Source organism: Alkalihalobacillus pseudalcaliphilus (genome assembly GCF_028610675.1).
GTDB classification, from domain to species: domain Bacteria; phylum Bacillota; class Bacilli; order Bacillales; family Bacillaceae_D; genus Alkalihalobacillus; species Alkalihalobacillus pseudalcaliphilus.
Map to the genome: position 1 here is coordinate 22,389 of NZ_JAQQWS010000006.1, position 23,373 is coordinate 45,761.

At 38.4% G+C, this 23,373-nt stretch carries 25 protein-coding genes; 14 read left to right on the plus strand and 11 right to left on the minus strand.

Annotated features, from left to right (window positions below; translation table 11 throughout):
* Positions 1 to 17 precede the first annotated feature (17 nt).
* Positions 18 to 353, plus strand: coding sequence for a hypothetical protein (locus PQ479_RS13405; RefSeq protein ID WP_047989660.1), 336 nt, complete (start codon positions 18 to 20; stop codon positions 351 to 353).
* A 548-nt stretch (positions 354 to 901) separates the two neighbouring features.
* On the opposite strand, the gene PQ479_RS13410 is transcribed toward PQ479_RS13405, so the two are convergent.
* The 3 genes from PQ479_RS13410 to PQ479_RS13420 form a co-directional block, all read right to left on the minus strand.
* Positions 902 to 1,666, minus strand: coding sequence for an SDR family NAD(P)-dependent oxidoreductase (locus tag PQ479_RS13410; protein ID WP_047989661.1), 765 nt, complete (start codon positions 1,664 to 1,666; stop codon positions 902 to 904).
* Positions 1,667 to 1,745: 79 nt separating this feature from the next.
* A complete protein-coding gene (mutY, locus tag PQ479_RS13415) occupies positions 1,746 to 2,831 on the minus strand; it encodes an A/G-specific adenine glycosylase (RefSeq protein ID WP_047989662.1) in 1,086 nt (361 codons plus the stop codon).
* Position 2,832: 1 nt separating this feature from the next.
* Positions 2,833 to 3,144: a hypothetical protein gene (locus PQ479_RS13420; RefSeq protein WP_047989663.1), complete on the minus strand. Its 312-nt coding sequence runs from the start codon at positions 3,142 to 3,144 to the stop codon at positions 2,833 to 2,835.
* A gap of 188 nt (positions 3,145 to 3,332) precedes the next feature.
* Between PQ479_RS13420 and PQ479_RS13425 the strand changes: the two genes are divergently transcribed.
* A complete protein-coding gene (locus tag PQ479_RS13425) occupies positions 3,333 to 4,316 on the plus strand; it encodes a metal-dependent hydrolase (RefSeq protein ID WP_047989664.1) in 984 nt (327 codons plus the stop codon).
* Between the two features lie 52 nt (positions 4,317 to 4,368).
* Here PQ479_RS13425 and PQ479_RS13430 read toward each other — a convergent pair whose 3' ends face one another.
* Complete coding sequence (locus PQ479_RS13430; RefSeq protein ID WP_047989665.1) at positions 4,369 to 4,635, minus strand: YfhJ family protein; 267 nt, start codon at positions 4,633 to 4,635, stop codon at positions 4,369 to 4,371.
* Positions 4,636 to 4,726: 91 nt separating this feature from the next.
* Between PQ479_RS13430 and sspK the strand changes: the two genes are divergently transcribed.
* Together sspK and PQ479_RS13440 are read left to right on the plus strand one after the other, a co-directional pair.
* Positions 4,727 to 4,876 carry a small acid-soluble spore protein K gene (sspK, locus tag PQ479_RS13435; RefSeq protein WP_047989666.1) on the plus strand — a complete coding sequence of 50 codons (150 nt, stop codon included), beginning with the start codon at positions 4,727 to 4,729 and terminating at the stop codon, positions 4,874 to 4,876.
* A gap of 27 nt (positions 4,877 to 4,903) precedes the next feature.
* Entirely contained in the window at positions 4,904 to 5,053 is a 150-nt protein-coding gene (locus PQ479_RS13440) for a YpzG family protein (protein ID WP_083991305.1), read from the plus strand.
* Between the two features lie 70 nt (positions 5,054 to 5,123).
* Here PQ479_RS13440 and PQ479_RS13445 read toward each other — a convergent pair whose 3' ends face one another.
* Positions 5,124 to 5,432 carry a YfhH family protein gene (locus tag PQ479_RS13445; RefSeq protein WP_047989667.1) on the minus strand — a complete coding sequence of 103 codons (309 nt, stop codon included), beginning with the start codon at positions 5,430 to 5,432 and terminating at the stop codon, positions 5,124 to 5,126.
* Between the two features lie 13 nt (positions 5,433 to 5,445).
* A complete protein-coding gene (recX, locus tag PQ479_RS13450) occupies positions 5,446 to 6,267 on the minus strand; it encodes a recombination regulator RecX (protein ID WP_047989668.1) in 822 nt (273 codons plus the stop codon).
* Positions 6,268 to 7,048: 781 nt separating this feature from the next.
* Here recX and PQ479_RS13455 point away from each other — a divergent pair.
* The 6 genes from PQ479_RS13455 to PQ479_RS13480 all read left to right on the plus strand — a co-directional run bounded on the left by PQ479_RS13455 (position 7,049) and on the right by PQ479_RS13480 (position 12,017).
* Positions 7,049 to 7,957: a TIGR01777 family oxidoreductase gene (locus tag PQ479_RS13455; protein WP_047989669.1), complete on the plus strand. Its 909-nt coding sequence runs from the start codon at positions 7,049 to 7,051 to the stop codon at positions 7,955 to 7,957.
* A 332-nt stretch (positions 7,958 to 8,289) separates the two neighbouring features.
* Complete coding sequence (locus PQ479_RS13460) at positions 8,290 to 8,853, plus strand: GNAT family N-acetyltransferase (protein ID WP_047989670.1); 564 nt, start codon at positions 8,290 to 8,292, stop codon at positions 8,851 to 8,853.
* A gap of 98 nt (positions 8,854 to 8,951) precedes the next feature.
* Positions 8,952 to 9,071, plus strand: a complete 120-nt coding sequence (locus PQ479_RS13465; protein ID WP_273717030.1) for a YfhE family protein — start codon at positions 8,952 to 8,954, stop codon at positions 9,069 to 9,071.
* Between the two features lie 625 nt (positions 9,072 to 9,696).
* Complete coding sequence (ectA, locus tag PQ479_RS13470; protein ID WP_273717057.1) at positions 9,697 to 10,173, plus strand: diaminobutyrate acetyltransferase; 477 nt, start codon at positions 9,697 to 9,699, stop codon at positions 10,171 to 10,173.
* Positions 10,174 to 10,261: 88 nt separating this feature from the next.
* Positions 10,262 to 11,545 carry a diaminobutyrate--2-oxoglutarate transaminase gene (gene ectB / locus PQ479_RS13475; RefSeq protein ID WP_047989672.1) on the plus strand — a complete coding sequence of 428 codons (1,284 nt, stop codon included), beginning with the start codon at positions 10,262 to 10,264 and terminating at the stop codon, positions 11,543 to 11,545.
* A 73-nt stretch (positions 11,546 to 11,618) separates the two neighbouring features.
* Positions 11,619 to 12,017, plus strand: a complete 399-nt coding sequence (locus PQ479_RS13480; protein ID WP_047989673.1) for an ectoine synthase — start codon at positions 11,619 to 11,621, stop codon at positions 12,015 to 12,017.
* A 105-nt stretch (positions 12,018 to 12,122) separates the two neighbouring features.
* On the opposite strand, the gene PQ479_RS13485 is transcribed toward PQ479_RS13480, so the two are convergent.
* Together PQ479_RS13485 and PQ479_RS13490 are read right to left on the minus strand one after the other, a co-directional pair.
* Positions 12,123 to 13,181 carry an LLM class flavin-dependent oxidoreductase gene (locus PQ479_RS13485; protein ID WP_047989674.1) on the minus strand — a complete coding sequence of 353 codons (1,059 nt, stop codon included), beginning with the start codon at positions 13,179 to 13,181 and terminating at the stop codon, positions 12,123 to 12,125.
* Between the two features lie 564 nt (positions 13,182 to 13,745).
* Positions 13,746 to 14,042 (minus strand): hypothetical protein, encoded by a 297-nt coding sequence (locus tag PQ479_RS13490; RefSeq protein ID WP_273717031.1) that lies wholly within the window; start codon positions 14,040 to 14,042, stop codon positions 13,746 to 13,748.
* A 154-nt stretch (positions 14,043 to 14,196) separates the two neighbouring features.
* Here PQ479_RS13490 and PQ479_RS13495 point away from each other — a divergent pair, with 154 nt between their 5' ends.
* The gene (locus PQ479_RS13495; protein WP_047989676.1) at positions 14,197 to 14,952 is read left to right on the plus strand and encodes a (S)-benzoin forming benzil reductase; all 756 of its coding nucleotides are present in this window, start codon (positions 14,197 to 14,199) and stop codon (positions 14,950 to 14,952) included.
* Between the two features lie 38 nt (positions 14,953 to 14,990).
* On the opposite strand, the gene PQ479_RS13500 is transcribed toward PQ479_RS13495, so the two are convergent.
* From PQ479_RS13500 to exaC, 3 genes are all read right to left on the minus strand, one after another.
* A complete protein-coding gene (locus PQ479_RS13500; RefSeq protein ID WP_053070453.1) occupies positions 14,991 to 15,923 on the minus strand; it encodes an alpha/beta hydrolase in 933 nt (310 codons plus the stop codon).
* Between the two features lie 281 nt (positions 15,924 to 16,204).
* A complete protein-coding gene (locus PQ479_RS13505) occupies positions 16,205 to 16,570 on the minus strand; it encodes a DUF779 domain-containing protein (protein ID WP_047989677.1) in 366 nt (121 codons plus the stop codon).
* Positions 16,571 to 16,603: 33 nt separating this feature from the next.
* Complete coding sequence (gene exaC, locus PQ479_RS13510; RefSeq protein WP_047989678.1) at positions 16,604 to 18,121, minus strand: acetaldehyde dehydrogenase ExaC; 1,518 nt, start codon at positions 18,119 to 18,121, stop codon at positions 16,604 to 16,606.
* Positions 18,122 to 18,770: 649 nt separating this feature from the next.
* Between exaC and PQ479_RS13515 the strand changes: the two genes are divergently transcribed.
* The 3 genes from PQ479_RS13515 (at position 18,771) to PQ479_RS13525 (ending at position 23,367) form a co-directional block, all read left to right on the plus strand.
* Complete coding sequence (locus PQ479_RS13515; RefSeq protein WP_420535550.1) at positions 18,771 to 20,507, plus strand: ABC transporter substrate-binding protein; 1,737 nt, start codon at positions 18,771 to 18,773, stop codon at positions 20,505 to 20,507.
* Positions 20,508 to 20,551: 44 nt separating this feature from the next.
* Entirely contained in the window at positions 20,552 to 22,291 is a 1,740-nt protein-coding gene (locus PQ479_RS13520; protein WP_047989680.1) for an ABC transporter substrate-binding protein, read from the plus strand.
* Between the two features lie 119 nt (positions 22,292 to 22,410).
* Positions 22,411 to 23,367, plus strand: coding sequence for an ABC transporter permease (locus PQ479_RS13525; RefSeq protein ID WP_083991306.1), 957 nt, complete (start codon positions 22,411 to 22,413; stop codon positions 23,365 to 23,367).
* Positions 23,368 to 23,373: the final 6 nt, after the last annotated feature.

Below are 23,373 nucleotides of genomic sequence, written 5' to 3' on the forward strand. Positions count from 1 at the left end.
GAAAAGGAGCATAACGAATGGATAAACAATTATATTATGTGAACTTAAATCCAATTAGCATGGATGATATTAGCCCGACTAAAGTAGGCGACGGTCAGCTAATTGAGTATGAGATTGAAGCGACTGAGGCTGAGAAAAAAGATTTATCTGAGTTATTAAGGCAAGTGCAAAAACATGATTTAGAGCGTGGTAATTTGTTTTCTTTAAAGCATTTTGATACGACTTATTCTGATCGTGATCAGGAGGAATTCCAAAGAGGACTTGATGATGTTTTTGAAGCTCTATACCGACTGGGTACGCCTGAAACGAAAAGGATTATTGAGGACATTCATTTAACAAATCATGATATTTAAGGGTAAGGCGCGGAGCTGCTTGGTTAGCAGTACTCCGCGTTTTTTGTATGAAAGTTACATGTTGCCTTTTCTCGAAATAACTTGACCTTTCGGTCAAAAAACACTTGGATCTTAAATACTAATCCTGATGGGTTACTACACACTTTTTTTAGTTGGTGGTGGCTGGTTGTGTGATGCGCTGAATCTTTTTAGGAAAGCTCTTGCGGCTCCTTCCTAAAAAGTGCCGGGGCTACGGCAAAGTGTGAGAACCCTCAAAACCGTTATTGAATGAAAAGCCACCAACAAACCATACTGTCATGTTTGTTGGTTGCGAAGTGGATTGGGCTTTGCCATGTGGGTTTTGTAAAAAAGTTCAATAGATGATGATTGCTCATTCTTCAAGGTAACATGACTTTATAGTTTTTGTTTTTGTCGAAGTTACTCGGCTTCGCCCATGGGTGGTCGATGAAGGGAATGAGGGCTCGCTACCCTCCGCAGGATCTTGGCTTAGCGGCAAAGCTAGCCTTAGTACATAAAATTGATTGCGGCTAATAGCTTAGATAGCCTCCTCAAAAGTTAGCTTTTGATTGGCCTCCATCTACATTTAATGTAGCACCGACGACCCAGCTTGCTTTTTCTGAGCTTAGGAACAAGACTACGTTCGCAATTTCCTCAACCGTTCCAAAGCGACCTCCTGGTATCTGTTCCCTTACAAATTGCTTAATGCCTTCTGGCTCTTGCTCAAGCCGCCTTTGCCAATTACCATTTGGATGTAAAATCGCTCCAGGTGCCACTCCATTTACACGGATACCATCTTTAATCACTTCATCAGCTATGGCTTTCGTAAAACTAATCATCGCCGCTTTGGCACTATTATAGGTTGGTTTCCCTCCCGATTCACGCCCGAAAATAGATGAAATATTAATAATGACACCGCTTCCACGTACCTTCATATTAGGCAAAACGAGCTGACTCATATGGACGGCAGATAAATAATTAAGCTGGAGAGCCTCTTCAAATAATGCAAGTTCCGTATTAGACACTTGCTCCCCATTACTGCCACCAACATTGTTTATTAAAATATCGACAGCACCAAATGTTGATTCAACCTCTTTCACTACTTCTACACGTTTACTCTCATCCATTAAATCTGCCTTTATAAATAAAAAGCGCTCAGAATGGAAGCCATGTAATTCCTTCATCCAATCTGATTCACTTCTTGCTACTACAGCCACAATAGCTCCTTCTGTTAAAAATGCTAATGAGATTGCTTGACCAATACCTTTAGAACCACCTGTAACTAAGACCTTTTTCCCTGTTAATTGTAAATCCATACCTTAATTCCTCCATTTTTATCGTGCATATCTTACAGTAAGATACCCTACTATGACAATGTCAAAGTAGGGATTTAGATCATAATTGCCGCTCAATTATTTTCTGATAAGGTACTGGAAAGGCATAGTTTTCTATCTCATTTTTGTTTACCCATTTCTGTAAGTTCTTAAGCTGCCAAGTATCGTGGTCAACAACTAATCGATACACATCCATTTTCCATTTTAAATGTGAAAATACATGCTCTACCTCTTGCACAGGTCCTTGTAAGGATTGAGCTGATAAGCTTTCGCTAAACTCACTAAGCTCACCTATCCCCGACTCTCGAAAATCCGTCTCTCCCTCTGTCTCTAAAGTGACAAATTGCCATAATCCTGCTAACAAACCTTTCTCAGGGCGCTTTTCAATTAATACTTGTCCTTTTTCATCTTCAATCACACATACATTTAAACGCTTCAATTTTTGCTTTACTTTTTTAATCTTGACTGGAAGTTCTGTTTGTATCCCTTTTGCAAATGCCCGGCAGTGCTCTCGAACCGGACATAATAAGCAGCCTGGTGACGTAGGTGTGCAGATTAATGCTCCAAGCTCCATTAACCCTTGATTAAATGATGAAGGATCCTCTTTGGCGATCAATTCATATAAAATCGCCTCAAACCTTTTTCTTGTTTTCGGTTTCATTATATCCTCATCAATATGTAATACCCTTGAAAGAACCCGCATCACATTACCATCAACCGCAGGCTCTGGTAACCCATAAGCTATACTTAAAATTGCCCCCGCAGTATAAGGTCCGACACCTTTTAAGGCAGCAATTTCTTGACGATTATTTGGTACGACGCCTCCATAACTCTCTACTACTTCACGAACAGCTGATTGTAAATTACGGACTCTTGAATAATAGCCAAGCCCTTCCCATGCTTTTAAAATCCGTTCCTCATCAGCTTCAGCCAAGGCTTCCATAGAAGGAAACTCTCTCATAAAGTTAGTGAAATACGGAATAACCGTATCTACTCGAGTTTGTTGTAACATGATTTCTGATACCCACACACGATAAGCATTATTATCTTCACGCCAAGGTAAATCACGCTTATGAGTCTCAAACCAGTTCAATAAATCTTGCTGAAATGCCGTTACATAAAAATCTTTTAAATCTTGATGCCTCACATTAAAACTCCTTACGCAAAAAAGCCCAACAGTGAACTTTATTTTCTCCGCCTACGACATACGGGATAATCTTTTTGAACGTAGGATTTGAATGAGATTGTCGTAGTTGTTTGATTTTCTCATATAACTCTTGATTGGGAAGCTTAAACATCTCCACATAAAGGCCAGGCTGGTCCAATGCTTCAAACCATCTCACATCTTTTGCACCTAACCGTTCTAAAGATGTAGTTATTTCTGACATCACTTGCTCATATTCCTCTACATGTTCAAGTTTAATTTTATATTCCATAAAAATCTCTAATTCTTTGGTCATGATTTTCCACCTTTCATTTTTAAACTTTGCCATTTCGGGTATAAATAAAATAAGTGTTACCATCAAACTTTTTGACTATGCCCTGCAACTTTTTAGCTATAGAAAATAAAAACTGGGTTTGATATTATGGGGAAATCCACTCTTTCTTAGTCGGAGGAGTATCATTCACCAAGAAGGAGGAAGTCCATATGGATACAGGAACACATGTTGTAATGGGATTTGCTCTTGGTGGATTAGCAATGGTTGATCCGAATGTGGCCGGTGACCCCCTGATGCAAAAAACGGTACTTGCCGCTACGCTCATTGGTTCCCAAGCACCTGATTTTGATACGGTATTAAAGTTAAGAAATAATGCCGTCTATTTACGAAACCATCGGGGAATTACACATTCATTACCTGCAATTCTACTTTGGCCAATTTTAATAACAGGGGCACTTGCTTTATTTGTACCTGAAATAACTTGGCAAACCGTCCTATTATGGTCATTTATCGCGGTTTTCTTACATGTCTTTGTTGACATCTTTAATGCATATGGCACCCAAGCCTTACGACCGCTCTCTAAAAGATGGCTAGCATTAGGTGTCATTAATACGTTTGATCCCTTTATCTTTTTCTCACATATTGTTGCCTTAATCCTTTGGGCACTTGGAGCACCACCTGTCCCAACCTTTATTAGTTTATTTAGTGTATTAGTTCTTTATTATATTTGGCGTTTTATTGAAAAAAACAAAGTTATTCAGCATGCTCGAAATCTTCATCCTAAAGCTACGCACATATTTGTGTCACCTTCATTTAGATGGTACCAGTGGCATTTAGTCATTCGTACGAAGGAGACCCTTTACGTCGCGGAATCTATTCGTAATGAAATTAATTACTTTGAGCACTATGCATTTGAACCTATCCCTCATACGCCAATCATGGATGCGGCACGGAAAGATGATAATTTGCACGCTTTCCTATCTTTCTCACCAACATACCGGTGGGAAATTGAGCACCTTGAAAGGTATACAGAAATTCGCTTTATTGATTTAAGGTATCGCAGCAAAGGACATTATCCATTCGTTGCCATTGTTCAATTAAATGATCAATTAGAGATTTTAAATTCCTATACTGGTTGGGTATATAATGAAAACACGTTAAAAAAGAAATTAAATGTCGTAACTGATAATTAGAGAAGCTAGGGACAAAGCCATGTCCCTACTTCTTTTTTTATTCCAAACGTTTTTAATGCTGAATGCCATCATCCTCATTCAAATGAGCAAACTTCTCATTTCTAGGTTGATATTTATGTAAATGAGGGCCATATTGTTCAATCCACTTTAACACAATCTTTTCTGTAACATCTTGCCCTTTATATGTTCTTCCGGCCTTTGCATTTGTCGCTTCAAAATCTTCCCAAAGGCCTTCCACCCATGTTCTAGCTTGATTGACTGACAATTGTTCATTTTTTTCCAGTAATTTCTCCGTTAATCTTTTAAAAATATCTTCCATTTGTTTTCCTCCATTTACACGTTCATTTCACAAATAATTAAAACGTTTTTTTCTCATAATAAGTATGAGCTCACAGGAAGGAGGCTCACCGATGCGCAATAAAGCAAAAGGCTTTCCTAACCATATTAAGTTCTCAGGAGCATCTGCAAGCGATGAACGGCACGCATCTCAACGTGCGAATGGTTCCATCAACGATCATCCGCAACAAAGGATGCAATCTGCTAACAAAGCTAAATCATGATAACTTGATCAAGGAGGGACTTTTCCTATGGGTAAGGAAAAAAAGTCATATCATTATCAAGACCCTTTTTCATCACCTCGTGCAAACCCAAAACGGGCATTCCATCAGGTGAACGGTGAGACCCAACAAAGCTATCATAATTACGTGTTAGCGATCCAAACTCGGAAACGCTCATAAGTTACGTAATAAGCTTCAGCTCAACCATCAAAACAGCTTCTATGTAATCATCTAGAAGCTGTTTTCCCCCTTATTTCTTTAATAGCGAGATCGGTACTGCATCTAAATTGGCTTCCTGATTCCGATAACCCCATGCAAAATGGCCATTTAAATAGGATATTTGAAACGTGGATTCCCCATCAAACATAGGGTAAGACTTTCCAGGTTCAAAATCCTTAGGATCTAGTAAATACGCTTTTGCCATCCAAACTTTTCGCTCATAGACTGCATATTCATTCATCATTCCGAGCTGTTCTGCTTTTTTTGCCTTCTCATTAAATGTTCGAATGACCGTGTGAAGCTCAGTTTCACCCATTTCACTAAAACGCTTCTCTTCCATCCTATTTCTCCCCCTAATCAACATCGAGCTCTTTTTCTTTTTCTAGCCAACGGTTAATATCCTCAATGGCAAAACCTTTTCTGAATAGCCCTTGTTTTATTTTCTGCTCATATTCAAACGTATTATACTTCATAAGGTACTTTTTTTTCATCTTTTCAGCTTGATATTGCAAAGCCAGCCATTCCTGTCCGTCCTGCTCTTCTAATTCTATACCACTATAAGCTTGTGTTATAGCAGATTGTTGAAAACCTTTTAATTGTAGTTTTTGCTGCTGTTTTTGACGAAAGATAGCTACAGATTCCCTTTCTGAAGGCTTTTGTTTCTGCAACCATTGTTGTAGTTTATCTATTTCCTCATCCAAAGAATACTCAAGGAGTGCGACTTCGACATTTTGTATCGACACACCCTTTTGCTTTAACTCCTGAGCAATTTTAATCGGTCCTTTTAATTGAGTATTTTTCTTTGTACGAACAAAGCTTTTCGCAAATTCTACATCATTTAGCAGTTTCTGTTTTAATAGCTCTTCAATAGCGGCTTCAATATGCTCTACCTTACGCTCTTTCTCTTGTAAGTATTGGCGTAATTCCCACACAGAGCGCATCCGATACGATAAATAATGAATACTTAGATGATATGTTTTTTTTCTCTCATCTTCATCAATAATTCGAAGAAGCTCTTCTTCATCCAGCTCTAACCCTTTTTTTATTCCTCTCTTAATCAACACATCCTCATCAACACTAAAGCCATACTCCTCACCTTGACCTTTATCAAGGTAAAGATGATACCGCTGCTTAAAGCGCTTATGAGTGGTAATTTTCGTAATTGTAACCTTCACATATTCACCTCCACACAAAGATCATCTATTACACAAAGCCCACATGGCCAATTCTCAAGTTCAAAAAACTTTCTTACAACATTCATTAAAATAGATAAGAACAAAAACAAAGTGAATGAAAATCCATAGCAAATCTCATCTTCATGCTTGTTGGCGAAGTCGATTCACTTGCCACCAACAGCTCTAACAGAAGAAGCGGCTTTTTAAACAGTTGGCACGGTAGCAACGCCATCATTAGGAGTCCCACGATCAAAAACGGTGCAGTGTTAGCTAACTTCAAGGTACAAGCTATCGTCACTAGTACACTTTACTCTAATAGTATTTCACTTTCTAAAGGAAAACGTCAACTCAAATCGAATGTTTAATTATATAACTTAACAGGCATAAGTAAAGTGTCATCAACTATAAAGGAGAGTAGTTGCATCAAGCTATTTTTGACCGTCAGTCAAGCTCGCTTATCTGCTTATGCGTTCAAAACATCGACTAGGAGTCAACCTGATTTGAAGTATTCGCACTAGCTTTCAAACAAAACCCACATATCGAAGCCACCAACAAACATGAAAGTCAGCTATCGCCTTAACGATTAATAAAGGTTGGTTCAGATGCAAACGCCAAACCATGGAGCATCTGAACAAAATGGTGGTTAACGTGAAGATGCAGAGGCCAATCCTTGGAGTATCTGCAAGAAAAGGTGCGAAGGTAATCAAGATCCAGCTAACTTCAAGGCACAACCTATCGCCCATAAGTAACTTTCATATAAAAAAGAAAAGAGGTATAAACAATGAAAATCGCTATAACCGGAGGAACCGGTTTTATCGGCACTAGACTCGTCAATCATTTAATAGAACAAGGACATGAAGCCATCATTTTAACTAGAAACCCCCAACAACAGCCCAAAAAAGAAAATGTCACTTACGTAAAATGGCTACAGGAGGATGCTACCCCCGAAAAAGAGCTAGAAGGCATTCAGGCCGTATACCACCTAGCAGGTGAATCAATCGGAAATAAGCGTTGGACAGCTAATCAAAAAGAAAAGATTCTAAAAAGCCGTATCGACTCAACTAGAGCCTTAATGTCTATACTATCTAAACTAAATAAGAAACCAAATACCCTCATCAGTGCATCAGCAATCGGTTTTTATGGCAACTCAGAATCCGCTATCTTTACAGAAAAAGATGAACCTGTTGACGAATCATTTTTAACAACGGTTGTTGGAGAATGGGAAAAAGAAGTTGCTAAAGCACAAGAATTAGGTATACGGACTGTTTATGCACGCCTAGGCATTGTTTTACACCCAAAAGAAGGAGCTCTCAAACAAATGCTACTCCCCTATAAGTTAGGAATCGGCGGTCCACTAGGTTCAGGCAAGCAGTGGTTTTCTTGGGTTCATATTCAAGATGTCATTTCATTATTTTACTTTGTGTTATTAAAAGCAGAAATTGACGGGCCTGTGAATTTCACTTCCCCTAATCCTACACAAATGAATGAATTCGGACGCACAATCGGATCGGTGATAAACAGACCTCATTGGATTCCGATTCCAGGATTAGTGATGAAGTTATTACTTGGTGAAATGAGCACCTTAGTCATTGACGGTCAAAAAGTGTTGCCAAATCAAGCCTTACTTCACGAATACCAGTTCCAGTACCCCCATTTGAAACAAGCACTGACCGACTTGTTACAAGAATAAGGCACTGACAAAAATTCTCACAAAAAATTTACAAAAAAAATGTATCTTTTTTTCTAAAAAAACATTAATATATAGGAGGAATCAAGAGTATATTAGCGAAATAGTTATGTAATAAGGATGTAAATCAATTATAACCTTATCTAAGAGCTAATTATAAAGCTATACACTGATATATCCAATTATATAAACATTGGGAAGGCAATTGGTGCGCCACCATTTTTACTGGTCCTAGTGGGTTCGATTCCCACCCCGAATTTGATAATGTAACAACTATTAAATTCGAGGGTGGATTTTTTGTGATTTGCCCTCGTCTTAAAAGGAGGGCTTTTCTCATGTACTTAAAAAAACGCGATGTTTCCGATTGCCACGTATTGTATGATTATTTAATTGACCCAGCCGTTTATCCGTATGTTCGCCATAAGGCAGCATCATACGATGAGTTTGTTTTCTTAACGAAACAAACGATGGAAGCAGAGGAACGTGGAGAAATCATCTCACGTACAATTACTGACGAATGGGGAGCACCAATCGGAACAATTAACTTGTTTGATATTGATAATAAAGCTGGGTTCTTAGGAACTTGGATTGGAAAGCCCTTCTTTGGTAAGGGCTACAATAAAGTGGCCAAGGAATCTTTTTTTGAAGAGTTATTTTACCATTGCGAAATTCAAACTGTTTTTATGTGCATTCGTAAGGAAAATATTCGCTCACTTCAAGCCGCAAAAAAACTTCCATACTGCACACTAGCTAATGAAATTAGATCAGATATTTATGCACAGCTTAATCAAAGTGCTGACGTATATGACCTTTTTCAAATAGAGAAAGATCATTATTACTTTCATATGGTTCGTATGCAACAAGAAGAATTTGAAATTCACGAAGTGAAAGAAGCCTAATTATAGGCTTCTTTTTCATTTACCTTCATAAATAATGGAATAATTTGTTTATTTTCGTACAAACTAAGACTAATAAGATTTGAAAGGAGTGAGTTCCAATGGCTAAAAAGAATGGACAGCAAAATGAAAAGAAGTCATTAAGAAAAGCACAAGAAATGCAATTTGGTGCCGAGTTTCGAGCCGCAGATCGAGCAGCGAGGAATCCAAAGAATCTTTAGTAATTTCCACTTTAATCCAGGTAGAGTTTAACCATTTCTCCCTCCCAAAAACAGTCACTATTGGAGCATAGCAAAATAGCTGTGCTCCACCATAAGTTTAAAAAGGATTCATGCTTTAACTAATGCCTTTTCATTCATAAACAGTTTTAAGGCTCCACATATTTTGCCGTAGCCCCGCACAAACAATCCTCACCAACAAAAAAAAGTAGTCACTCATCAGGGTTAGTATCCAATATCCACGTATTTTTGGACCGTTCGCATTAACATTCAAAATATATACCCATTTTTTTAAAACATGACTTTGTTCACCTTCCTCCACATAATAACAACAAAAAATTGCGACTTTTTTTAACCTTATGAGAAAACCTAACAATTTGGGAGGATATTCACTAATGGTAACTGTAAGAGACGTTAAGCATTGCTAAGGCTATTCAGAGCACAATAATTCCCGATAAGCCCATTTGCCAGTCATACACGATTCCAATAAGATAAAATATGTAGTTTAGTTACAAAAACGTTGGGGAATAGCAATAACTGAAACGTCTGACCAACATTAAAACTAGAAACGGAGGAAACAGCTATTAGTATTCAAACCGCAGTTGTAACGAAACAAAAGAATGCCACGATTCAATTTTCACACCCCACCAAACAAGACGGCTCAGCAATGTGGGAAATCGTAAACGAGACCTCATTAGATCAAAACTCAGCCTATAAGTACATTATGATGGCAGATTTTTTTGCTGAAACATGCCTTGTAGCTAAACAAAAAGACGATGTGGTTGGCTTTGTTACGGCCTTTAGACAACCTAATCAACCGAATACTCTGTTTATTTGGCAAATTGGTGTTAAACCTTCTGCTCAAGGCTTAGGTATTGCCTCTCAACTATTGCAGGAATTAATTAAAAGTCGACTTTCACCCAAAATTGAATTTGTTGAAGCCACCGTTACTCCATCAAATGGTGCCTCTCAAGCTCTATTCAAAAAACTAGCACAAACGTACGAAACAAACTGTGATATCACCCCTTACTATCAGGAAGATTTATTTCCAGGTGAACATCATGAAGAAGAATTAATGTTTAAAATTGGACCATTACCATCTTAAAGAAAGTAATTAAAAAAATAGGTGTTGTCCACAATAAAATATACCTATACACAGTATTGGTATATAAAATAGGAGGAGTACGAGAGAAATGAAGGAAACCAATATGAAGCTATTTGAACAATTAGAATCAGAGGTTCGTAGTTATGTAAGGAGCTTTCCAACCGTATTCACAAAAGCGACTGGATCAAAAATGTGGGACGAAAAAGGGACTGAATTTATCGATTTCTTCTCAGGTGCTGGAGCATTGAATTATGGACATAACGATCCAAAGATGAAAGCTAAATTAGTCGATTATATTTTATCTGATGGTATCACTCATTCATTAGATAAAGCGACAACAGCTAAAGCACAGTTTCTTGAAGCTTTTAATGAAACGATCCTAAAACCTCGTAACTTAGACTATAAAGTCATGTTCCCTGGACCAACAGGAACAAATACAGTAGAAAGCGCCCTTAAACTTGCAAGAAAAGTAACAGGACGCACAGATATTATAAGCTTTACAAATGGATTTCATGGTATGACCATTGGTTCATTATCTGTCACAGGTAATTCGTTTAAAAGAAAAGGTGCAGGAATTCCTTTACACAACGTCGTTACGATGCCTTATGACAGCTTTGTAAGTAACAATCTCGACACTCTGGAGTATCTCGAGCGGTTCCTCGAAGATAGAGGAAGTGGTGTTGCAATACCTGCAGCCATGATTCTCGAGACAGTCCAAGGTGAAGGTGGTATTAACGCCGCAAGCTACGAGTGGCTACAAAGAATCGAAAGCATTTGTAAACGCTGGGGAATCTTATTAATCATCGATGATGTTCAAGCAGGAATTGGTCGTACTGGCACATTCTTTAGTTTTGAAAAAGCCGGAATTACTCCTGATATTGTTTGCTTATCTAAATCAATTGGTGGTATGGGGCTCCCCTTAGCACTAACTCTAATTAGACCTGATCTAGATATTTGGGCACCAGGAGAACATAATGGGACATTTAGAGGCAACAACCATGCGTTTATTACGGCAACGGTCGCATTATCTTATTGGGAAGATCCAAAGTTTGAACAAACAATTGCTGCAAAATCAAAGAAAACAAAAGACTTCTTAGAAAAAATTGTAATGGATTACCCTGAAATAAAAGGTCATTTCCGTGGTAGAGGCTTAATGGTAGGGATATGCTCTGAAGTAGAAGGTCTGGCTGCCAAAGTAGCGGCAGAAGCTTTTGAACGAGGCTTAATTATGGAAACGTCTGGACCAGAGGATGAAGTTTTCAAGCTATTCCCTGCCTTAACTATCGATGATGCTACATTAGAAAAGGGCTTTACCATTTTAGAAGAAAGTGTCAAAGCTGTTGTAGGTCAAAAAGAAGCGGTGACGAATTAATTAGACGTTAAAACTTGGAAAATATAGATGTGATTAAAAGAATATATAGACGAATACATGGAGGTAATCACTAATGAAAGTTGTCAAACTTGCAGATGTAATCGGAACAGAACATGATGTAAAAAACGAAGATAAAACATGGAATAGTCGACGCCTAGTATTAAAAAAGGATGGAATGGGCTACTCCGTACATGACACTATTATCTATGCAGGAACAGAAACTCATATTTGGTATCAAAATCACCTTGAATCAGTTTATTGCATTGAAGGTGAAGGTGAAGTAGAAACATTGGCAGATGGAAAAGTTTGGCCAATTAAAAAAGATGAAATCTATGTGCTTGATAAACATGATGAGCATTTACTTCGAGCAAAAACAGACATGAGAATGGTTTGTGTCTTTAATCCACCTATTACTGGGAATGAAGTACATGATGAAAATGGTGTCTACCCTGTAGATAACTCAGATGAATAAAACGAGTGATCATTAATAACTAAACTCCACCTCCAATAACTCAAGCTAATAGTAAATGAAAAACAGCAAGTGGTAACCACCAATCACTACTTGCTGTTTTACTTTTTACAAGTTTATTTCTTGTTCTTCCCACTTCTTTACTTCCCGTCGAACTATAGGAGCTACTTCCTTTGCATAAAGTTCAATAGCTCTCATAACATCTTCATGTGGCATCGATCCTACAGGAACATGTAACATAAAACGAGTAATCCCCACATTTTTACGAAGATGGATAATCTTATAAGCGACAGTCTCTGGATCCCCTACATATAAAGCACCTTCTAAGCTTTTAGCTGCATGAAACGTATCTTTTGTATATGGTGGCCAGCCTCTTTCCTTACCTAGCTGAGTCATGACTTGAGCGGTTGGTGGATAAAATTTCTCCACAGCGATTTCATTTGTTTCTGCAACAAAGCCATGTGAATGAGAAGCTACCGCAAGCTTTGAAGCATCATGACCAACATGTTCAACAGCTCGCCAATATAAGTCAACTAACGGCTTGAATTGCTGTGGGCTACCTCCTATAATCGCCAGAACTAGAGGTAAACCCAAGATCCCTGCTCTAGCAACTGATTCTTGATTACCACCACTACCTATCCAGACAGGTAATTTCTCTTGTTCAGAACGAGGGTATACCCCTAGATTATTAATAGCCGCCCGATGGTTACCAGCCCAAGTTACTTTCTCGGAATCACGAATTTTTAATAGTAACTCTAACTTCTCTTCAAAGAGCTCATTATAATCTTTTAAATCATAACCAAACAGGGGGAAGGACTCAATAAAAGATCCCCTCCCTGCCATTATTTCAGCTCTTCCATTAGATACGGCGTCTACCGTGGCAAAATCTTGATAAACACGAACCGGATCTGCAGATGATAGAACCGTAACCGCACTTGTCAACTGTATATTTTTTGTTTTCGCGGCAGCAGCAGCTAGTATAATAGCTGGTGATGATGCCGCATAGTCTTCACGATGATGCTCCCCTACCCCAAACACATCTAAACCTAATTGATCAGCTAGTTCAATCTCTGCCACAACCTCACGAATTCTTTCCGCGTGACTCGTCGTTTTACCAGTATCCACATGTGGTGTCGTCTCAACAAAGGTACTTATTCCTAACTCCATCTATAACTCTCCTTCACTTACTTTTTTATCGTAACTAATCTTAATTAAACAACAGAAGCCCTCAAGATACAAGGATAGTGCCTTTTGTATGAAAGTGTACGAAAAGCGATATGCGTAGCTTTGCTCGTCGCTACCGAAAATCATACTCCGAGGCAATCACGTAGTGCAGAGTTAGTCGGTGCAGCCAGCGGCTCTCAGCTCTGCCACTGCGTCACACGAGAGTCTCGGCATCACTCGTCCGCTGAATTACGAGAAAATCTTTCGTTCATAATATCATTTATTATATAAAACCCACATGGCGAAGCCCGATTTCACTTCGCCACCAACAAAGATAAAAGTAGTGGTGACTGTTCAAACTGTTGGCACGTTTACAACTCGATCACTATCAGGAGTCGGCCTGAACAAACACAGGGAGCACTGTCCTACTAAGGTCATTGATCGCGAGATCGATGACGAGCAAACTTCACGGCACAAACTATCGCCCATAAATAACTTTTATACAAAAAAACACGATATAAGAAGCTGAATGGCTCCCTATACCGTATTCTTATCCAAACTCCACGTTCAATGCAATACCATTTGCTTAAACTCCAAATCATCCTTATTAAATCCAACACTTTGTAAAAACTCAATCATTTCCTTAAAATTACTCACAGGATATTGAGTATGGCATAATCTCTCGACATTATCTAAACCAGCTAAAAACCTCTGATTTTCCCACAAGTCTTCACGAATACTTTTTAAAATATGAATGACTTCTTCATCCTTGGCAAATGTTACATAACCATCTCTTTTATTAAAATAAATAATTAGAGGCACATCTGTTTGAGGGTGTACGGCATGAGCCTTATACAAATTCATAGGTACCAACACCTCTACTTCCATATAATTATAATATATATAAACTATATTACTTTTTTTCTTGAGAGAATCAAGCTTTACTTCACAAAAATAATTTGCCAAACTCTCCTTAGAAAGCTATGATAAAAAGAGTGAAAAGGAGTGAAACATAGAGATGAACTATGCGATTATTACTGGAGGTTCTAAAGGGCTTGGTTCCGCTATTGTCAAAGAGTTACTTCAAGAACCAGTACATATTTTTTCAGTAGCACGATCACATAATGAAGAAATAGCTTTAACTACTGAAGCAAATGATACAACCTTTGAAAATATCTCATTTGATTTAAGTGACATTAACAGCATTCCCGAAGTTGTTTCAAGCATTTTTCAAAAGATTAACCTTGAAAGAGCTCATCGTATTTTTTTAATAAACAATGCGGGTGTGATATCACCCATCAAACCGTTACAAAATGCTGAAGCTACCGATATTTCAACAAACATCTCCATTAACTTAACGGCTCCATTAATTTTCAGCTCTTGTTTTATCAAGCATACTGAAAAATATAAACTAGACAAAAGAATAATAAATATTAGTTCGGGTGCCTCTCGCTCACCAATTTCTGGTTGGAGTAGCTATGGTAGTGCAAAAGCGGGTGTGAATTTATTTAGCCAAACTGTAGCTATTGAACAAAAACAACAACCTTTTCCGGTTCAAGTTTGTGCCTTTGCCCCAGGCATAATCGACACAGGTATGCAGGAGCAAATACGTTCAACCGATAAAACGGATTTCAGCGAATTAGCTCGTTTTCAGGCATACAAAGCAGAGGGTCATTTGATGTCAGCTGAAAAAGTAGCGAAAGTGATTCGTGAGCTTTTATTCTCTGACCAATTCCCGAACGGTGAAGTTGTTAGCATTCAACAATACACATAATAACGTTAAAGCTGTCTCTCAATTATGAGGCAGCTTTCTTATTTGATCGTAAAGAACCGTTCAATTTGTTTAAAAATTTGATTTTGAACGATTTGAACCTCATTTAATAAATGGTGTCCGGCCCCCTTCACAAGATGAATTTCATTATTCGGTACACTTTTTTCTAAGTAAGATAAGTTATATTTCCAATCAACCGTTTTATCTCGGTCACCTTGCAAAATTAGAACATCAGAACTACAAGTTTGACCTTTACTAATTCGCTTAAACCACGTTAACTTTGCTCCGATCCACTTCATTGGTAAAACCCTTGCTTGGAGCGGATCCGATTTAATAAATTCTAAAAAAGCTTGTTCATTTGAGTTAGCCCGGAATACTCTAGGTAATTGACGGATAAATGGTTTTGCAACCCAAAACAGGCATTTTGAAACTCTAAATGATGCTGCTCTTATTAAAGGTGCAATCAAAACAACTCGCTTAAACATATTTTGATGGTTTAATAAGTAAGAAAAACTAATGGCTGCCCCTGTACTATGAGCTACTAAATACAGTGGCTGTGCTATGTTATCCTTAACCAAGTGAATCACATCATCTAACACCTCGACATAATCCTCGAAGTCTTGAATCGAAGCTTTTTCACCTGTTGACAAACCATGACCTGGTAAATCAAATCCAATAACTTGATAATTCTGTTCAATCAAATAATGAATAAAGCGACTTAAACAGCCGACATGATCGAGATAGCCATGCATGAGAAATACTGTCCCTTTTGGATTACTTTTACTAAACGATTGGACAAATATCTTCTCTTTACTGGAGTGAATATAACCATGACAATATTTTATGTTCTTATGAGGTAAATGATAAAATTGCAAATAATGTTGGACTGCTTCTGAATAACTAGTATTTATAAAGGAAAAATCCCTTTGTTCATCTTTTATTTGTTCAAATGCAACACTTGTCCCTTCTCTCAAATTTACCACTCCTACCGTCCTTTTTTCTATATGCTACTGTTTGTATTCCCACTTCCCGACCTTTTTAACTATAAAAAAGAAAGTTTACATAATTTATTTTTGAAAAATAAAAAAAAGAGTACGCTATTCGTAGCACTACTCATTTCACTTAGAAAAATCTGTGTAATTCCTATATAAAATAGGTGGATTAGCTTTTCCACATGTACAATACTTTAAAAGTTATATAAGATTCCTATCATCTCTCCAGACAAAAAGCTAGGGTCTCCCCCTAGCTTTTTGATTCACATGGTTTGGTTTAACTGAGCTTGCTCATCTTTTGTAAACACTTTCGACCTTGTTAAAAATCTCTTGCCCTCTGGTCCTTCAAGGGAAAACATCCCACCACGACCTGGTACAACATCAATGATAATCTGTGTGTGCTTCCAATATTCATATTGAACTTTACTCATATAAAACGGTGTTTCCCCAATCTCGCCTAAACATATATCGCTGTCTCCAACTAGAAATTCACCTTGGGCATAACACATCGGTGAGCTTCCATCACAGCAACCGCCAGATTGGTGGAACATAAGCGGACCATGTTTCTCCTTTAATTCTTCAATTAACTCAATCGCTTCAGGTGTTGCGGTTACTCTTTTCACAGTCATGAGTAGCCTCCTTTAGGGCGAAAAAACGGTTGATTAAAATAATCCAGCTGGACTCGTACCATAACTGACGAGTAAATTCTTTGTTTGTTGATAATGTTCGAGCATCATTTTGTGATTCTCACGGCCAATTCCAGAATTCTTATATCCGCCAAATGCAGCATGTGCCGGATAGGCGTGATAACAATTCGTCCAGACACGGCCAGCCTCAATTTGACGACCGAACCGGTAGGCTTTATTAATATTACGTGTCCACACACCTGCACCTAAACCATATAAAGTATCGTTAGCAATAGCTAGCGCTTCCTCTTCATCTTTATAAGTTGTTACAGATACAACTGGACCAAATATTTCCTCTTGGAAAATTCTCATTTTATTATTTCCCTTAAATACGGTTGGTTGAATATAATAACCATTTTCAAGTCCTTCTATTGCATTTCTACCACCGCCAACAAGCATTTCTGCTCCTTCTTGCTGACCGATATCAATATAGGATAGGATTTTTTCCATTTGCTCCGTTGATGCTTGAGCACCCATCATCACAGACGTATCCAGCGGATTTCCAACTTTTATTTCCTTTACTCTTTTTAAGGCTCGGTCCATAAACACGTCATAAATATCTTCATGAATTAAAGCTCTTGAAGGACACGTACATACTTCCCCTTGATTGAGTGCAAATAAAACAAATCCTTCAACTGCTTTATCTAAAAAATCATCATCCTCGTCCATAATATCTTTAAAGAAAATATTAGGTGACTTACCGCCAAGCTCAAGAGTAACTGGAATAATATTTTGTGAAGCATATTGCATAATTAAGCGGCCTGTTGTTGTCTCGCCTGTGAAGGCAATTTTAGCTATTCTTGGATTAGAGGCAAGTGGCTTACCAGCTTCAACCCCAAAACCATTCACCACATTAATGACACCATTTGGCAATAGATCTTCAATGAGCTCAAGTAAAACCATAATAGATGCTGGTGTTTGCTCTGCTGGCTTTAAAACGACGCAGTTACCAGCAGCGAGTGCTGGGGCGAGCTTCCAAGTCGCCATAAGCAAAGGAAAGTTCCAAGGAATAATTTGTCCGACAACACCAAGTGGCTCATGAAAATGATAAGCGACTGTATCATCATCAATTTGACTGAGCGATCCTTCTTGAGCACGTATTGTCGCAGCAAAATAACGGAAATGATCCACCATTAATGGTACGTCTGCTGCTAAGGTTTCACGTACAGCTTTTCCATTATCCCACGTTTCTGCAACGGCTAACATCTCTTTATTTTCTTCTATTCTATCAGCAATTTTGTTCAGGAGATTCGCTCTTTCTGTAGGGGAGGTTTTACCCCAGGTCTCTTTAGCTGCATGAGCGGCATCTAAAGCAAGTTCGATATCCTCCGCTGTTGACCTAGCAATTTCACAAAACACTTCGCCTGTTACGGGTGTCACATTTTCAAAGTACTGTCCTTTCACTGGTGCAACCCACTCACCATTAATAAAGTTGTCATACTTTGGTTTAAAAGATACTTTTGAACCGTCTTGATTTGGATTTGCATAAATCATCTACTCATTCCTCCAATTCAATAATTTAGACTACTTGTGCTACCTATGCTTCAAGCTCGCTATTCGGTTCACCACTACTACTTAGCAATGGCTTAGACTAGGGATTAACTCTAGGAAACTAGATTAAGTAAGCGTTTTCATAGAGTGTTCCCTTTGAGTTTATCGTCTATTTTTTGAATAGTCAATTAAAACAGTTTAAATCGAAAAACTTAAACTAATTCTCCTGCTTGGTGAATAGAATTTTTACCAAAAATGATTTCCAGTGTCACAAAATTTGTTATGTCCATACGTCACCTATCTTTTTACATTCACTGCTAATCATGCAACTATTTTAACAATGGTTTACTCTTTTTGTCACAGAACATTGATTAAGAATACCCAGAAAAACCAACAAAACAACTAGGTTTTCTATTCGCATTTTCAGCAAAAAGACCTAAAATATGTCATGATTTTTAGTTCTTTTTCATTTAGATGTATCGTTTTAATTTCGACATTCTCACATATTATAAAAGAAACATACCATATTTTTACGAATAATCGTTGACTTATTTGAAATGATTGATTATTATCAAATTTATCGATTATAACTCATAGTATTTTGATAGGAATTATCAAATTACTAATGATTAGGGGAGGAATTGATGTGCAATTGAAAAAGATTTCCATTTTTTTGTTGGTTTTAATACTAAGTATCGCTGTTTTAATCGGCTGCAATAACGATACCGAAGAAACAACAGCACCGTCTAACACAGAACCCGTAGCGACTGGCGAGGACTCTGTGTCCGATGAGATTGCAGATACGGTCATCCCAGCTGAAAATCCTGCAGCTTCACCAGCATTAGCAATTAATCGTGGTGGAACGGTAGTCGTTGGTTTACAAGAACCCGGCGGAGTTTTTACACCTTATTTTAATACGAGTGGTTATGATGGAAATGTCCAATCCGTTATGTTCCCTCCTTTAGTAGAGATCAACGAATTAGGTGAATTTATCCCAGGTCTAGCTGAGGAGTGGACGATTTCTGATGATGAGCTTACGTATACGTTCAAACTTAGAGAGCATTTGAAGTTTGATGATGGAAGTCCTTTAACAGCTGAAGATGTTGCCTTTACGCTAACACTTTTACATGATCCAAGCTATGCCGGTGGTACAGATATTACGGAAGCACGCATTGCTGGTGGACTTGAATACAAAGAAGGCGCTGCGGAGTCCATTTCAGGTATCCACATTATCGATAAGCAAACAGTTGAAATTACAACAGAAGAAGTGAATGCACGGGCATTAAGGTTATTAGGAGGCCAAGTCTTATCAAAAGCCTATTACGGGGCTAACTATGAAAAAGGTGATTTAGATTATTTAAGTGACCTACATCTCCAACCTCTAGGAGCCGGACCTTTCCGTTTTGTTCAATATCTTCCTGGGCAAGAAATTCGCTATGAAGCCAATGAGCATTATTTCGCAGGAAAACCAGACATTGAGTTATTTATTTATAAAACAACAGAAGGAGATTCTCAGCAGTTCTTCCAAACAGGTGAATTAGATTACAGTGGCTTCGCTGCCAATGCTGATAACTTCGAACTACTTCAATCGCTTGGTTTTGCTGACATTAATTTATATACTTCTTCCGCTTATAGCTACATTACATTTAATCACGAAAACCCTATTTTTGAGGACCCTCGCGTTCGTCAAGCCTTAATACATGGATTGGATCGTCAAACGATTATTGATATTCACTTCCAAGGCTACGCCAATGTCGCGAATGTCCCTGTATCACCTGCTTCCTGGGCTTATACTGATGAGGTTGGCCAAACAAGTTATGATTTAGAAAATGCAAAGGCGTTATTAGAGGAAGCTGGTTGGATTGCAGGATCAGATGGTATTCGTGAAAAAGATGGCGAGAAGCTACAAATCTATTATTTCACAACAGCAGGTGGAATTGCTGATACACTCATCCCGATTGCAACGGAGAATTATAAAGAGCTTGGTGTTGATTTCCAAGTCGAGCAAATGGATTTTAACGCCTTATTATCAAGAGTTGATAACGGTGAGCATGATCTTGCTTCCTTCTCAACCCCGATGCTAACTGATCCATATAACGGTGTCGCAAGTTTTCATTCAAAAAATACAACGTCTGTCGTAAAAGGCTATGAAAATGCTGAAATTGATGCTCTCATTGATGCGACCAATGCTACAACCGACCAAGCAGCACGAACAGCAGCATTTAAAGAGCTCTATGAAGCCTTAGATGAGGATCCACCTGTTATTTTACTCTCTTATTCGAAGGTCTTATCTGCAAATAATGCTAGAGTTGAGGGCTTTTTGCCGAATGGCTACCGTGGGATTTCAACAAGCTTGAAGGATTTAAAAATTATGGATGTCAATGAATAAATGATACGTCCACAATCAAAAATCATCTTATGTGAGGGAACCAAATGAAAAAACTATTAATGATTTTAACCATAGTAGGACTTACAGTTTTAGCTGCATGCGGCAATGATGATACAACGACAGCACCAGAAACAGATGCAAATTCTGATCAAGAACAAACCGCGCCTGCCCCTTTGTATGAACTTGTTGAAAATCAGTCCATACCAGCTAGTGATTTGTCCGCCATTCCTGCTAACGCGGTTCAGCGAGGCAATACGGTCGTCGCAACCCTCTTAGAACCTGGCGGTGTTTTTAATCCGTTCTTTTATACAAATGGATATGATGGCAATGTCACCGCCGTCATGTTCCCTCCACTCGTCGATGTTGATGAGACCGGGGAACCTTATCCACGCTTAGCTGAGGATTGGACGGTTTCTGAAGATGGGTTAACGTATACGTTCACATTACGTGAGGGATTACAGTTCGACAATGGCACACCTCTTACAACGGAGGATGTTGCTTTTACTCTAACTTTATTACATGACCCAGCATATGCTGGCGTGACCGATATAACCGAAGCACAGGTCGTAGGCGGGCTGGATTATAAAGAAGGTAATGCGGAGTCCGTTTCTGGTATTCGTGTTATTGATGCCTTGACGATTGAGATCGATACAGAGCAAGCAAACTATCGTTCCTTACGTTTACTTGGTGGTCAAGTTTTATCAAAAGCTTATTACGGTGACCGTTATGTAAAAGGTGAGCTTGATTATATTCGTGATTATCACCTTGAACCAGTTGGGGCAGGTCCGTTTAAGTTTGACCGCTATTTGCCAGGTCAGGAAATCCGTTATGCTGCCAATGAATTATATTATGAAGGAAAACCGGAAATTGATTTTTTCATATACAAAACATCTGAAGGAGACTCTACTCAATTTTTTCAAACAGGTGAAGTTGATTATAGCGGCTTTCCCGCAAATCCAGATAACTTAGAATTACTTGAGCTATTAGGTTTTGCTGACATTAATGTCTACCAATCATCTGCTTATAGCTTTATTAAATTTAATCATGAAAAAGAGAAATTCCAAGATCCACGCGTGAAGCAAGCCTTCATTTACGGACTGGATCGTCAAACCATTGTTGATACAGCTTTCCAAGGTTTTGCACAAGTAGCGAACGTCCCTATCTCACCAGCTTCATGGGCATACACAGAAGATGTTGAACCTTATGCCTACAACCCTGAAAAAGCAAAGCAGCTGCTTGAAGAGGCTGGTTGGGTTGAAGGAAATGATGGTATTCGTGAAAAAGATGGGGAAAAACTCGTTGTCTATTATTTTGTTACACAAGGTGCTCTCTCTGAAGTGTTAATTCCAATCGCCAAGGAAAATTATGCGGAAATTGGCATTCAATTTGAGGCCGAGCAAATGGACTATAATGCTGTTTTAGCAAGAACAGCTGATGGCGAACATGATTTAGCAAGCTTTTCTACAACCATGTTATCTGATCCATCTGATGGTGTTCGTTACTTCCAAACCAATGGTGGGGGTAGCTTCCAAAATACGAATGGTTACTCCAATGAACGGGTTGATGAACTTATTAAAGCAGGTGTTAGCACGTTTGATATCCAAGAACGAACGGAGATTTATCATGAGCTTTACGAAGAACTATCAGAAGATCCACCATACATCTTCTTATCTTATGGAAAAATCCTTGCTGGTACGAATGGGCGAGTAGAAGGCTTTAATCCAAATGGTGTCCGAGGTATTACGCCAAGTTTGCCTAACTTAAAAGTGAAAGAAATCGAATAAAGAACTTAATGAGCGTATCCGCTATGTTTGGTGCGGATACGCTTTCTTTCTATGATAAAGACTACTAGATTACATACATGACTCCGCTTACGGCGTTTTGTTACGAAGGAGGTATGATTTTGAAAGGTTACATTTTAAAAAGGTTCCTCTATTTGATTCCCACATTAATTGGTGCTTCTATTTTAATCTTTTTTCTCTATTCTTTAGTACCTGGGAATTTTGTTGATTCTGACCCTAATTTAACGGCAGAGCGAAAAGCCGAGCTTTATGCCCTTTATGGTTTTGATCAACCTATCTATATACGCTATTTCATTTGGATTGGAAATCTATTTCAAGGTGATTTAGGATATTCTTTACAATTTCAAAGACCTGTAACAGAAGTATTAGGGAATTATATTTGGAGCTCCTTTATCGTCGCACTTGCTTCCCTGTTCCTAACATGGCTTATCGCCGTTATTATCGGTGTTGTTTCAGCAACTAAGCAATATTCATTATTTGATTCTGTTGTCACGGTATTAGTTTTTGCCGCTATGGCTACTCCATCTTTTTTTCTTGGACTTATATTAATTAAGTTTTTTGCCGTTGACCTAGGATGGCTACCCGCTGGAGGTATGATTACGACCGGAAGTGATTTGAGCGGATGGGATTATTTTATCGATGTTGCTGAGCATATGATCCTCCCCGTCCTTGTCTTAACGATGTTAGGAATCGGGGGATTAACTCGGTACTTCCGAACAAATATGCTTGAAGTGATTAAGCAGGACTTTGTTCGAACAGCTCGAGCTAAAGGATTAAAGGAAAAAGTCGTCATTTACAAGCATGCCCTACGTAATGCTATGCTGCCAGCTATTACATTATTTGCTTTTGAGCTACCTGCTTTATTTAGTGGAGCGATTATTACCGAACAAATTTTTAATTGGCCTGGAATAGGGGCGATTTACATGCAAGCCTTTACGGTACGAGATTATCCATTGTTAATGGGCTTTACGATGTTTATTGCTCTTCTAACGGTAATCAGTAATTTAATTGCCGATATTTTATACGGGGTCGCCGATCCACGTGTTCGGTTAAAGTAAGGAGAT

What these genes read in the sequence shown, in the direction of transcription:
- PQ479_RS13485 (WP_047989674.1), bottom strand. Translation starts at nt 13,181, where the DNA reads ATGGAGTTAGGAATAAGTACCTTTGTTGAGACGACACCACATGTGGAT.
- PQ479_RS13520 (WP_047989680.1), top strand. Translation starts at nt 20,552, where the DNA reads ATGAAAAAACTATTAATGATTTTAACCATAGTAGGACTTACAGTTTTA.
- PQ479_RS13425 (WP_047989664.1), top strand. Translation starts at nt 3,333, where the DNA reads ATGGATACAGGAACACATGTTGTAATGGGATTTGCTCTTGGTGGATTA.
- PQ479_RS13490 (WP_273717031.1), bottom strand. Translation starts at nt 14,042, where the DNA reads ATGAATTTGTATAAGGCTCATGCCGTACACCCTCAAACAGATGTGCCT.
- PQ479_RS13480 (WP_047989673.1), top strand. Translation starts at nt 11,619, where the DNA reads ATGAAAGTTGTCAAACTTGCAGATGTAATCGGAACAGAACATGATGTA.
- PQ479_RS13460 (WP_047989670.1), top strand. Translation starts at nt 8,290, where the DNA reads ATGTACTTAAAAAAACGCGATGTTTCCGATTGCCACGTATTGTATGAT.
- PQ479_RS13440 (WP_083991305.1), top strand. Translation starts at nt 4,904, where the DNA reads ATGGGTAAGGAAAAAAAGTCATATCATTATCAAGACCCTTTTTCATCA.
- PQ479_RS13410 (WP_047989661.1), bottom strand. Translation starts at nt 1,666, where the DNA reads ATGGATTTACAATTAACAGGGAAAAAGGTCTTAGTTACAGGTGGTTCT.
- ectB (WP_047989672.1), top strand. Translation starts at nt 10,262, where the DNA reads ATGAAGGAAACCAATATGAAGCTATTTGAACAATTAGAATCAGAGGTT.
- sspK (WP_047989666.1), top strand. Translation starts at nt 4,727, where the DNA reads ATGCGCAATAAAGCAAAAGGCTTTCCTAACCATATTAAGTTCTCAGGA.
- PQ479_RS13405 (WP_047989660.1), top strand. Translation starts at nt 18, where the DNA reads ATGGATAAACAATTATATTATGTGAACTTAAATCCAATTAGCATGGAT.
- PQ479_RS13455 (WP_047989669.1), top strand. Translation starts at nt 7,049, where the DNA reads ATGAAAATCGCTATAACCGGAGGAACCGGTTTTATCGGCACTAGACTC.
- exaC (WP_047989678.1), bottom strand. Translation starts at nt 18,121, where the DNA reads ATGATTTATGCAAATCCAAATCAAGACGGTTCAAAAGTATCTTTTAAA.
- PQ479_RS13505 (WP_047989677.1), bottom strand. Translation starts at nt 16,570, where the DNA reads ATGACTGTGAAAAGAGTAACCGCAACACCTGAAGCGATTGAGTTAATT.
- PQ479_RS13430 (WP_047989665.1), bottom strand. Translation starts at nt 4,635, where the DNA reads ATGGAAGATATTTTTAAAAGATTAACGGAGAAATTACTGGAAAAAAAT.
- PQ479_RS13445 (WP_047989667.1), bottom strand. Translation starts at nt 5,432, where the DNA reads ATGGAAGAGAAGCGTTTTAGTGAAATGGGTGAAACTGAGCTTCACACG.
- PQ479_RS13465 (WP_273717030.1), top strand. Translation starts at nt 8,952, where the DNA reads ATGGCTAAAAAGAATGGACAGCAAAATGAAAAGAAGTCATTAAGAAAA.
- PQ479_RS13420 (WP_047989663.1), bottom strand. Translation starts at nt 3,144, where the DNA reads ATGACCAAAGAATTAGAGATTTTTATGGAATATAAAATTAAACTTGAA.
- PQ479_RS13495 (WP_047989676.1), top strand. Translation starts at nt 14,197, where the DNA reads ATGAACTATGCGATTATTACTGGAGGTTCTAAAGGGCTTGGTTCCGCT.